The 12,534-nt window shown below is 36.7% G+C and carries 9 protein-coding genes; 7 read left to right on the top strand and 2 right to left on the bottom strand.

All coding sequences use genetic code 11. The features are described from left to right. The first annotated feature begins 682 nt into the window (after nt 1-682). Nucleotides 683-1,588, top strand: a complete 906-nt coding sequence (gene truB, locus F6K27_RS03410) for a tRNA pseudouridine(55) synthase TruB (RefSeq protein WP_287274079.1) — start codon at nt 683-685, stop codon at nt 1,586-1,588. Between the two features lie 460 nt (nt 1,589-2,048). Here the strand turns inward: truB and F6K27_RS03405 are convergent, their stop codons facing one another. After that, complete coding sequence (locus F6K27_RS03405) at nt 2,049-2,192, bottom strand: hypothetical protein (RefSeq protein ID WP_287284100.1); 144 nt, start codon at nt 2,190-2,192, stop codon at nt 2,049-2,051. A gap of 259 nt (nt 2,193-2,451) precedes the next feature. Continuing rightward, nucleotides 2,452-2,793: a hypothetical protein gene (locus F6K27_RS03400; protein WP_287239930.1), complete on the bottom strand. Its 342-nt coding sequence runs from the start codon at nt 2,791-2,793 to the stop codon at nt 2,452-2,454. Nucleotides 2,794-3,627: 834 nt separating this feature from the next. Here F6K27_RS03400 and sat point away from each other — a divergent pair. The 6 genes from sat to F6K27_RS03370 all read left to right on the top strand — a co-directional run bounded on the left by sat (nt 3,628) and on the right by F6K27_RS03370 (nt 12,468). Next, nucleotides 3,628-4,800 carry a sulfate adenylyltransferase gene (sat, locus tag F6K27_RS03395; RefSeq protein ID WP_287273921.1) on the top strand — a complete coding sequence of 391 codons (1,173 nt, stop codon included), beginning with the start codon at nt 3,628-3,630 and terminating at the stop codon, nt 4,798-4,800. Between the two features lie 332 nt (nt 4,801-5,132). Continuing rightward, nucleotides 5,133-7,568, top strand: a complete 2,436-nt coding sequence (locus F6K27_RS03390; RefSeq protein ID WP_287273919.1) for a caspase family protein — start codon at nt 5,133-5,135, stop codon at nt 7,566-7,568. Between the two features lie 863 nt (nt 7,569-8,431). Beyond that, nucleotides 8,432-9,709, top strand: coding sequence for an adenosylhomocysteinase (ahcY, locus tag F6K27_RS03385; RefSeq protein WP_287273917.1), 1,278 nt, complete (start codon nt 8,432-8,434; stop codon nt 9,707-9,709). 865 nt (nt 9,710-10,574) lie between these two features. Then, nucleotides 10,575-11,201, top strand: coding sequence for an exopolysaccharide biosynthesis protein (locus F6K27_RS03380; protein WP_124155689.1), 627 nt, complete (start codon nt 10,575-10,577; stop codon nt 11,199-11,201). A gap of 294 nt (nt 11,202-11,495) precedes the next feature. Beyond that, complete coding sequence (locus F6K27_RS03375) at nt 11,496-11,711, top strand: type II toxin-antitoxin system HicB family antitoxin (protein ID WP_287273915.1); 216 nt, start codon at nt 11,496-11,498, stop codon at nt 11,709-11,711. Between the two features lie 553 nt (nt 11,712-12,264). Continuing rightward, nucleotides 12,265-12,468, top strand: coding sequence for a hypothetical protein (locus F6K27_RS03370; protein WP_287273913.1), 204 nt, complete (start codon nt 12,265-12,267; stop codon nt 12,466-12,468). The last annotated feature ends 66 nt before the right edge of the window (nt 12,469-12,534 follow it).

The following is a 12,534-nucleotide window of genomic DNA, read 5'->3' as shown; positions in this document are numbered from 1 at the left end:
AAGTAATTTTGAACACTGTGTAGACGGTGGGGTATTAAACCCACAAAGAAAATGATAACATTGATTAGGGGGTAGGGAGTAGGGAGTAGGGATTAGGGGGAAATTTGATAGATTCTCAAGATAATTGATGAAGATCATTAATATTTACGTCTAATTAATTAGACCTGATATAAAACCAAAGAATATAGCAATGAGCGCTGGTATATTTACAAATTGCAGGAGAGGCCAAATAGCTAAAAGTCTTATATTATCCGCAATTTATTCCCCCTGTTGCCTTCCGGAGCTGTTGCCTGTTGCCTGCAGCGCTATAAAGAAAAATTATGGGTGGAATAACAATATAATGGGCGTTGCTTAAATGTAATGATAATTAGACATCTCCTCCACCCATAGGGAGTAGGCAGTAGGGAGTAGGCAGTAGGGAACCCACCCGCGGGGCCCGACCGTGGAGGGGAAAGAATTGATAATTTCTTTGGGATATAGATATTGATTTTTTATTCTTGGAGATGTCTATTAGCTGAAGGTAAAATTGAAAAACTGGCATTGCACAGTGACAAATGATTTTAGATTTTTGATGAACAGGATTTTGGATTAATCAATTGCTAAAATGATTAATATTAGGTTTTTTACTCAAAGTCTAAACTAATTTTTGGCAATATCATTCCATAGTGTGCAAACCCATATAATGCAAGGCTTTCTCAATCTCAACAAACCATCTGGCATGACTTCCCATGACTGTGTAGCAAAAGTAAGAAAGTTACTAGGTCTCAAGCGTGTTGGCCATGGAGGAACTCTCGATCCTGCGGCTACTGGTGTCTTACCTATTGCCGTGGGAAAAGCAACTAGATTATTACAGTTTCTACGCTCAGAAAAAGCTTATTGTGGCACAGTCAAATTTGGTGTAATTACGACCACTGATGATTTAGAGGGAGAAATTGTTAAATCTACACTAGCGTCACAGTTAACATTGTCTGATATAGAAGCGGTGCTGCCAAATTTCTTAGGAAAAATTGAACAACTGCCTCCTAGTTACAGTGCAATACAGGTGGAAGGAAAGCGACTTTATGATTTAGCTCGTCAGGGAAAAACTGTTGAAATTCCTACTCGGGTTGTAGAAGTGTCTAGTTTAGAAGTTCTTGAATGGCGGAGTGGAGATTTTCCTGAGCTGGATTTAGCGATCGCTTGTGGTGCCGGAACTTATATTCGGGCGATCGCTCGCGATCTAGGTGCTGTTTTAAATACTGGAGGGACTTTAGCTACTTTAACTCGAACAGAAAGTAGTGGCTTTTCTTTGAAAGATAGTCTTACTTTTGAGGAGATGGAAACTCAACTACAACAAAAAACTTTTAGTCTCTTATCACCGGAGGTAGCATTGGCACATTTACAAGCAATAGTTTTAGTTATTGAGGATGCCAAAAGATGGTGTCAAGGTCAACGTTTACCTTATCAAAAAAAATGGGAAATAGAAGACGAAAAAACTGAAAATCCTTTACGGGTATATAATATTGAAGGTGTATTTCTGGGTATTGGGCAGTTAATCAAATCCGAGGAAAATTTATTATTAGCACCTCAAGTTGTTATTTGTGAATAAGAAGGAAGAAGAAAGAAAGAACAAGGAAGAAGGAAGAAGGAAAAATCTGGCTTTGTCTGAGTTTTCAGTTTTTGATATGTCCGCGCCCTTTCCTTCGACTGCTATACCAATTTTTTTTAATTAGGGTTTGCTGATTAAATCTAAAAGCACTGAAATATAAAGGTTGAGCGCATTTTTTAGTTAAAAAAAGTCCAAGCTTAATGGTGATAATGGTTCAAAAAAGAGCGCATTTTAGGCTCATAGTTGCGCAGAATAATCCCTTGGTTATTCTTCCTCCTACCTCCTAATTAATTCCCATTTATCCTGTCTCCTGTCTCCTGTCTCCTGTCTCCTACCCTTGCCCATAAGACTTTTTCAGCAAACCCTAATTAGACCTCTTGCATAATATCATGTCCGCTGGGGCGCGTTTGTGTAAAACCAAGGGTGAATATTTACAGGAAATTTACGTTTTTTCAAGCTTTTAAGCCTTCTTCCCTCTTGCTTCTTCCTTCTTCCTTACCTTCACGCTGACAATACCGATGCTACCGGACATGACATAAATCATATCAAATCCATTTGATTGGACATAAAAAAAATCTCCAATCGTCATAACTACGCTAATCAAAGTAATTCTCTCAGCAGGGAAGAAGAGGAAGTTTTAAAGTGTAGAAAGTTTTTTTGTCACGCTATTATCCGGATATAATATTAGATCAAAAAATCACGAGTTTACCTAACTTATGCAATATAGCTAACTGATCTGAATTAAGAAAATTCCAAATTTCAATTTTTAAGATAAAAAGTCTGAAAATATTACTTTTATTGCCCGTCTTTATGTAGACATTACATTGGCGAATGAAATATCTCCAGACCCACATCAATACCACCTAATTATTCAATAATAATTCAAAGGATTGCCTTAAAGATTTAATATCTCCCACTCTTGCCACTAAAAGGTTTTCCTCCCCAGCATCTTTTAAGCGAGAATTCCAATACTGAATACTATCAGGATTATTCATCCAAAAATTAATCACTGTTTCGACAACTTTATCTACTCTCCAACCACGATCAGTAGAAACATTTTCAACAGATTTTATAAACACATCTAGAGAACATTCATGGTTTCCTAGATATTCTACAGTTAAGTTTTTTTCTACTTGCAGTTTTTGTTGGTGATTAAAAAAATGTAAGATTGGAGAAATACCTAAAAGTTCAAAAGTATACTGCATTTCTGTGTTTCCTCTCTAATTATTTTTGATATTATAACTATATTTTAGATACATTTAAGTTAGCAGTCTTTCAAGGCGAGTGCTAATTTTTTGACCTCTAATTAATTATTAATCAGATGCAAAACCTTGACTTTATTCTTTAATTTGTCCTCAAAATATAATGGCGTATTTTTAGCACTCATTATCAAAGATTGCTAATAGTTTATCTAGTTAAATTTTGTAGTTTTATCAACTTCTTATTTAGATAATACTAATTTGTCAAACCAGTTTTTGTCAAATTATTTACATTCAAGACAACATTTTATTTACATAACTTTACATTATCTGATTTTTACTTTTTTTATATCTACATTAGATTGTGTAGAAAATCTCTGAAAATTAGAGAGAAGAAAATACTGATAATAATGTCAGACTTGATGATCTATAATTAATTTAGATTTTGTTACGAATGTAGTAAGATTTTATGACTGTAACGATCAAACAAATATTCCTAATTTAATTCCCAGTTGCTTTATTCCTCAAAAATATTCTCACAGCTTAATTAAATAGAAATGCTATATTAGTAAATTGTGATTTATAAATATTTAGAGTTTTTATATAGATAGCGACACAATTTTTTTACCACCCTGGGCCTTAGATATAATTTTGATTAAGTCCGGTCATATAATTACAACTAAAGAAGTTAGAAAAAAGAAAGCATCTTTGATAGTTACCTGAACCTCAGTCAACTTCTAATAACTAAATTTGAAGATAGAAGTGCCTCAAAGATGTAAGATCGAGATGAGAAAACCTAATTTTGATCAACTACTGTAGTTAACAAAGAGAGGAATTGCTTTGAGTCAGCATCCCAATGGTATACCAGCACACGGTGGCCATCTGATTAATCGGATTGCCACACCAGCAGAACGACAAGAGTTCATGGAAAAAGCCGAAAGCTTACCACGAGTACAACTAGATAAACGAGCACTTTCAGACTTAGTGATGATAGCTATAGGAGGCTTTAGTCCTCTAAATGGCTTTATGGAAGCGGCAGACTATGAAACCGTAGTTACTGATATGCGTCTTCAAAATGGTCTACCTTGGAGTATACCAGTCACTCTACCAGTCTCAGAAGAAGTAGCAGATTCAATCAAAGAAGGAAGTTGGGTGCGTCTTGATTCTCCCGATGGAGAATTTGTAGGAGTTTTAGAATTAACTCAAAAGTTTCGCTACAATAAAGCCCATGAAGCAATTAATGTTTATCGTACAGACGAAATCAAACATCCAGGAGTAAAAGTTCTCTATGATGCTGGCCCTATTAACTTAGCAGGTCCAGTGTGGTTATTAGAACGTCACCCTCACCCATTATTTCCTAAATATCAAATCGATCCAGCTGAGTCCAGAAAACTATTTTTAGAAAGAGATTGGAAAACAGTAGTAGGTTTCCAAACTCGTAACCCCATCCACCGTGCCCATGAATATATTCAAAAGTGTGCTTTAGAAGTAGTAGATGGTTTATTTCTACATCCTTTAGTAGGTGCGACAAAATCCGATGACATTCCTGCTGATGTGAGGATGCGTTGCTACGAGATTATGTTTGAGAAATACTTTCCTCAAAACCGAGTAATTATGGCCATTAATCCCTCAGCCATGCGTTATGCTGGCCCAAGGGAAGCAATTTTTCATGCTTTAGTGCGGAAAAACTATGGTTGTACCCATTTCATCGTTGGTCGAGATCATGCCGGGGTAGGGGATTATTATGGTACTTATGATGCTCAATATATCTTTGATGAGTTTGAACCCGGAGAGTTAGATATTGTTCCAATGAAGTTTGAACACGCTTTCTACTGTACTCGTACTAAAGGTATGGCTACAAGTAAAACAAGTCCAAGTTTGCCAGAAGAACGAATTCATCTATCAGGAACAAAAGTACGAGAAATGTTACGTCGGGGTGAGTTACCACCACCAGAATTTTCACGACCAGAGGTGGCTCAAGAGTTGGCTAAAGCAATGAAAGCATCTAGTTGATATGAGCAGAAATTTTTCTGGTACACTCCTTAAAGTATGAAGCATGATTGTACCAGAATTTGGAGGTGGGTTGAAAAAGCTATACAAAAAGTAAGCTTTTCAACCTCCACTAAGAATTGGGTCAAGTTATCTATTCAAATTTGCTTTAACTTGATGGTTGCTTAAGAGCTGACTTGTTGTAGTAAACTAAACCCGCATAGTGTTTAAAATTGGCTACGATCCCCCTTATTGGTTAACTGCAGAGTGCTTCAATATATGTAGACAATTAATAATAATGTTGTGATAAAAAGTCCTGATTGACTCAGTTCAGGTGAGGAGTTTAAGGAAAAAGCATGGGATTAAAGCGGCGTGAATTTCTGCAAAGGGCTAGCTTGGCCCTGGGAGCATTGGGAATAAGTGAAGCATGGTGGTGGCGACTCCAAAGTCGTTACTCAACTGCTCTAGCTCAAACTACTGGACGTAAATTAGCACTTCTCATAGGTATTAACGAATATCCGGATGCAGCTCTATCTGGGTGTGTTACAGATTTGGAGATGCAACAGGAATTGCTAGTTCATAAGTTTGGTTTTTTACCTACTGATATTCTCACTCTCACAAATAAACAAGCTACCAGAGAAAATATAGAAACAGCTTTTATTGATCATCTCACTAATCAAGCTAGACCTGATGACCTAGTTCTCTTTCACTTTAGTGGTTATGGTAGTCGTGTCAGCAAAATGATAAATGAGAATGAACAAAATGAGGAGTTCAGTTCCTCAAAATTAACATTTCAAAATACTCTAGTGCCAATAGACGCTGTATCACTTAACAATGAAGGTAGAGCAATAAATGACGTACTAGAAGAAACTCTATGGTTATTAGTGCAATCGCTTGATACAAGAAAAGTAGTGACTGTACTAGACACTAGCTATGTATATCCCGGTCAAAGTTTGCAAGGTTTTCTCAGAGTTCGCTCTCGACCTAGTTCGACTACGGAGCAAATTAATAAAAAAGAGAAAGCAATGCAAACACTGCTACGCGATCGTCTCTCTTTAGAAAGAAGACAGCCAATTAATCAAAGCCAACTACCAGGATTGATCCTTAATGCTAGTCGAGATAACCAATTTGCTACCGAAACTGATTGGAATGGTTTTAGCTCGGGTTTATTCACTTATGCTCTTACCCAAAATTTATGGCATACAACCCCTGCAACCAAACTACAAATTAGTTTTGCACAAAGCACTAGCTTCGTCGAACAACTAGCTGGAACTTATCAGCAACCGGAACTCAAAGAAGCAACAGAAAAAAGTATAGCTCAATTTACCAAAAAAGCTACCATAACTCCAGTAGCTACGCCTTATCAAAATCTCTTAACCCCCCTATCACCCCCTGCTAGTGGCGTAGTTAACTCAGTAGAAGATAACGGCAAAACAGCAACCCTTTGGCTAGGAGGACTGCCAATAAATGTTCTTGATGCAGTTACATATAATTCCCTATTCACAACTGTACCTTCTTCGGATTTAAACTCAAACAACTACCAATTTAAATTACAAATTCGCAGTCGGAGTGGTTTAAAAGCTAAAGCTTCTATAATTATTGAAACTAATAATTCACAAGAGTTGTCAGAGCAGGAAAAACAGAAGTTTGAAAATGGAGAAAATCTAAACAACCAAACACAAAAAAATACTCAAACATCTTCTCCTAATCCTCAACTTTTGGCAGGAGAAATGGTGCGAGAAAAAATTCGTATTTTGCCGAAACCTACTGAATTGACTATTGCTCTCGATCGGGAACTGTCAAGAATTGAGCGGGTAGATGCTACCAGTGGATTCTCCGCAGAGTCCCAAGTTACAGTAGTAAACAATATTCAAGCAGCAGATTATATATTTAGTCGAGTACCAGAAACAACTATTGCTCAAAGTCTCTCTGCTCCTCTACCTTCGATGTACCAAGGTCGTTATGCTCTATTTTCTCTAGGCGAGGTGCTTATACCCAGTAGTGTAGGAGAAGGAGGGGAAGGAGGAGAAGCAGTAAAAGTAGCAGTACAAAGGTTAAGTTCCCAATTAAAAACTTTACTCGCAGCTAAAATACTACGCTTAACGAGAAATGAAAGTTCGACTCAAATTAAAGTCAGATCCAATTTCGCTACTATTACTCCAAAAGCAAAGATAGTTATGCGTAGGGAAACTTTAGGGGTAAGTAATGAGGCGAAATTTAAAACGAACATAGAAGGTGTAGGCAGCTTTGGAGTTTCTGATGGATTACTCACATTACCAATTGGTAGTCGAATTCAATGTCGATTGTATAATGACGGCGATCGCCCAGTTTATTTTATGTTATTCAGTTTAGACAGTAGTGGGTGCATTCTTGTTCTCGATCCTGCTGCATCTAATCAATCTCTCAATAATAATGAGTCTTCAGAAACCGGGTTAGTTATTTCTCCAGAAGATAGCGTAAATATGCCTCCTGTGATTAGTAATTTTCCTAGAGATACAGAATCTTTTGGGTGGAAACTAATCGGTCCTGAAGGTTTGGCAGAAAGCCTAATTATCTGTAGCTATCAACCATTCAAGGAAACAATAGCAGCTCTTAATAGAGAGGTACGTCAAGCTAGAAACGATGGAGTAATTCAAGAAGTATTAAATCCTTTGAATGTAGCACAAGCAGTATTACGAGACTTACAAAGTGCTAGTCAATTAGCTGTTCAATCAAGTGGGTTATCAACTGATGATTATGCTCTAGATATTAATAGTTGGGCAACTATGAGCTTTTTGTGTAGGATAGTTTGAAAACAATACTTTCAATCGGATAATTTCAGACATAGGGGTTTGAGTAACCTCTTTTTTTTATCTGTTTTTTCACTCTCGCAGCACACATAGTGTGATACCAATTTGATAACTGTTTGTTACAAATACAGTAACGGTACTTTGATATTTTTTACAGCGAAAATGCCTTCAAAGCTAGTAGGGTTCAACAATTAATAATTAATAATTACCTTTCCTTGAAAAGAAGAGGATTGACTAATCATGAAAATTTTTCTTTATTATCCTCTGAAAAGGGAAGGCGCATACCCACAATTTTTCGGTAAGGGAAATACGTTGCTCTGGCTAAAAATGGCTCTTTGCGTAGCATTCCGCAGGAAAACCTAGATATATCAGGAAAAAGGTTTGTTAAATGTAAAACCTTGACTATATAAGGGTTTGACGCTGTTATTAACATATTTTTTGCCAAAGTACCGGTAAGGAAGAAGGAAGAGAGAAGAAAATTTTCAAGAAGGAAAAGTAGATATTTCTCAAGTTTTTATATCATGTCCGGATAAGAGCGTGATAAAAAAACTTTTTTCTTCTTATCCTGTTCTTCTTCCTTCTTATTTATTCCCTCCTGACTCCTGATCACTGACTACTGACTTCTCGGTCGTTATTTATTTTATAACTGTTCAACCGGACATGATATTACACCAACAGACATAATATTAATCAGTGATCGCTGATTGTATTCCGGTCTCTCACGGCCAGTTTTGCTGGCAATTTTTCAGACCATCTAACATATATTGGCATGAATGTCAAAATAAATTTTGTCGTATTAACACTCTTGATCGACTTTTGTAAAATTAGCTATACTGACAAAGAATAAAATTTCAAGGAAAAATTGAATGGTAGCGACACCAGTCCAAATCAAAAACGAAGTTAAAGACCAGTCCCTCGCCCCTCTAGGAAAGCAAAGAATTGAGTGGGCAGGCCGAGAAATGCCAGTTTTACGCCAAATTCAAGAACGCTTTGCCAAAGAAAAGCCATTAAGCGGAATTAAATTAGCAGCTTGCTGTCATGTTACAACCGAAACTGCTCATTTAGCGATCGCCCTCAAAAATGCTGGTGCTGATGCTGTATTAATTGCCAGTAACCCTTTATCTACTCAAGATGATGTAGCTGCTAGTCTGGTAGTAGATTATGGTATTTCTGTATATGCGATGAAAGGAGAGGATGCAGAAACTTATCTGCGCCACGTTGAAATTGCTTTAGACCATAGACCTAATATTATTATTGATGATGGAAGCGATGTAGTAGCAACCATGGTCAAAGAGAGACAAAGTCAACTTTCCGACCTCATTGGTACTACAGAAGAAACTACTACAGGTATTGTTCGTCTAAAAGCAATGTTCAATGATGGGGTGTTGACTTTCCCTGCTATGAACGTTAATGATGCGGACACCAAACACTTCTTTGATAACCGTTACGGTACAGGTCAATCTACTTTAGATGGTATTATTCGTGCTACTAATGTTTTATTAGCTGGTAAAAATACTGTAGTTGTAGGTTATGGTTGGTGCGGTAAAGGTGCAGCTCTCCGTGCTAGAGGTCTGGGTGCAAATGTAATTGTAACTGAAATCGATCCAGTTCGCGCTATTGAAGCAGTAATGGATGGTTTCCGCGTTATGCCAATGGAAGAAGCTGCTCCTCAAGGGGATCTATTCATCACTGTTACTGGTAATAAGCACGTTATTCGTGGCGAACATTTCGATGCGATGAAGGATGGAGCGATAGTTTGTAACTCCGGTCACTTTGATATTGAAATTGACCTAGAAACTTTGGGTAAAAATGCTACTGATATCAAGACAGTTAGACCTTTCACTCAACAGTACACACTCAAGAATGGTAAGTCTGTAATTGTATTAGGTGAAGGTCGTTTAATTAACTTAGCTGCTGCTGAAGGTCATCCTAGTGCAGTTATGGATATGAGTTTTGCTAACCAAGCATTAGCTTGTGAATATTTAGTTACAAATAAAGGTAAATTAGAACCAGGTTTACACTCTATTCCTGTAGAAGTTGATAAAGAAATTGCTCGTTTGAAATTACAAGCAATGGGTATTGGTATTGATACTTTGACTCCAGAACAAATCGAGTATATGAATTCCTGGACTGTTGGTACCTAATTGATTTTTTAAGGAATAAGAATCTAGTTTAATCTAATTTACTATTCCTTTGATAATTTTTAGTTTTATTTTGCTTGAAATAACCCCGGTAGAATCTTGGTAAAACATCCATAATTTTATCTGGGTTTTTTATATTTGTAGGATGCTATTTTCTATATTAGAAGCTTGTAATATCATGTCCGGTTAAATAGTTATAAATAATAAGGGAGGAGTCATTTCAGTTATCAGTTATCAGTACCTCCTACTGTTTGCGCAGCATTCCGCAGGAAAGCAGGAGGCTTGAGATACGGAGTTCTCTTTCTCTTGGTCGATTAGATATGGCGAGGAGACCCGTTCTTACAGACCCGCTCCGAAGATCGCCATCTCTCGACCGCTTTTTCATCCCATTAAAAGGGCAGGCTTGAGACCTTATTTTTTGGTCAGAACTCAGGACTCAGAACTCAGGAGGGAAGAAAGAATAAAGAGGAGGAAAAGGAGAAAGTTTTTTTGATCACTAATTATCCGGAGACGATATAATTAGTGATAAATAATAAGGGAGGAGTTAGAACTCAGGAGGGAAGAAAAGAGAATTTTAAGGTATAATATCAAATCAGTTTAATTCGGTATAAAAAAATGTTCCATCCTCAGCGCCATTGCCAAATCTTTCTTGAGATCCCCATCTTCCCACACTACCCACACTCTTTATTTAATTACACCAATACTATCGAATTTGATATAAGAAGGAGAAAGTTTTTTTATCTCTAATTATCCGAACATGATATAAGTCAATCTCTTATGGTTACTATCAAATCTTCTAATCATATATTCCTTGAAAGTTTTGTACTTTTAACTTAGTTCCATATTTAACTTTAAATAATATAAATTCGTGGCCAAATTATCTGTAGAATTACAACGATATTTTTTTGACGAAAAATGTGCTTCTAAAGTTACTTTGGGAGACATTATTGATTTAGCAGGAGAGAGAATTTTTGGCTTTTTATTCGTAATTTTGTCTCTACCTTCTGCTTTGCCTGTACCTGCTCCTGGTTATTCAATTCCATTTGGAATTTTATTACTTTTATTGGCAGTTCAACTAATAGTTGGTTCTAAAACTCCGTGGTTGCCTAAGAGTTGGTTAAATCATTCAATCTCTCTGGATAAAATACAAGGAATTTTGAAGTCTGGCATTCCTTGGTTACAGAAAATTGAGTTGATTTCTCGTCCTCGATTGAGTTATATTTGTACGAGTTTTGTTGGTAGAATTGTCATTGGTTGCGCGATCGCTGTGATGGCTATTTCGATGATGATTCCAATTCCGGGTACTAATACTTTACCGGCGATCGGGATTTTTGTTACTGGTTTTGGTTTGTTGGATGATGATGGTGTTATTAGTTTAGGTGGGTTGGTCCTTTGTGCAATGGGTGCGACTTTAAGTGGTCTAATTCTGCGTTTTGGTTATGAAGGTGTCAAGGGTGGAATTGAATTACTTAAAAATTCTTTAACTGGAGGTTAGGAAATTCAGTTCTCAGTTATCAGTACCTCCGGCTAAATTAGAAGGCTTGACAGCTTATTTCATAATTAGTGCGGGCATCTTGCCCGCGAATATTATACCTGATATACCTGACTGATATGCAAAAATTTGCTGTTCGCTGTACCTTTGAAATAGATGAAAAAATTTTCAGCAAGGGGTTGATTTTAAATAAATTTGTGCTATTATTTGTATAATGGAAAAGGTGTGATCAAATCTATTTCCAGTAGCATAATTATTACCTCATTGTACACCTAAGCACCTAATTTATAATTTCCATTGAAATATAGTATTTTAATTCAATGGTCTGAAAAGGATAAAACCTATATTGCTAGTTTACCTGAATGGGGGAAGTACGCTCAAACTCACGGTGAATCTTATGATGAAGCGCTAGAAAATGCGAAGGAAGTTTTGGAAGACTTAGTATCTGCTTATGAAGAAATGGGAAAACCCTCAGGGGGAGACAAGCACCTCAAAACTATTGCCCCACAATAGTTTCAAGAATTATACCTCTGTATAAAATCTGGATTTTTCCTCAATATTGAAGAAGGAGACAGGAGACAGGAGACAGGAGACAGGAGGAAAATTACATGGGGATAGTCAACGAAGGGCCGCTCCGCGTCTACGCTCCCCCAAGTAATTTTGAACACCCCCGTTGACGGTGGGGTATTAAACCCACAAAGAAAATGATAATGATCATCATTTTTAGAGAAGGGGTTGGCACGTTGAGCTTACCAATCCCTTCTCCCCCAATTCAAGTTGATTTTTATCTCAATTGTTGATGGTAGCCATCACTCAAATTTTATGGTAGAAAAAGTCGATCCACTTACATAAATAGACCAACCAAATGCAATTTTTATCAGTGATACTCAAGTCCAAACTTTAAAAATTTTAGTTTGGTGATTAACGGTACAGAAAACTGTCAAAATAGAAAGGTATTTCTGGTTGTTTTCCTTTACCAATCACATATGAAAGTTGTCGAAAACATATACAAAGATTTTTAACATTATTTTCTTTGAGCCTTCCATTGTTTTGGTTTCCGATGATCATGATGATTATTAGTCGAGAATTTGTTGATGGTAGTCAATTAATTTTAACTATAGATAGAAGACAATGGAAAAATCATCATATCTTCGTGATGGCCACTATCTACAAAAAAAGAGCATTAGCTATTTACTGGCAAGTTTTGCTCCAAAAAGGCTCTACTAATTTAGCGGAGCAAAAGGCACTTATTAAACCAGTTTTACAGTGATTAAAAAAATATAAACTGGTGGTTATTGGAAACCGGGAATTTTGCCAACGCAAAGCTCCGCGTAGA

The organism is Okeania sp. SIO2F5 (assembly GCF_010692685.1).
In the GTDB taxonomy this organism is placed as follows: Bacteria; Cyanobacteriota; Cyanobacteriia; order Cyanobacteriales; family Microcoleaceae; genus Okeania; species Okeania hirsuta.
The sequence above is the reverse complement of the archived record's forward strand: the minus strand, read 5'-3'. Positions and strand labels throughout refer to the sequence as shown.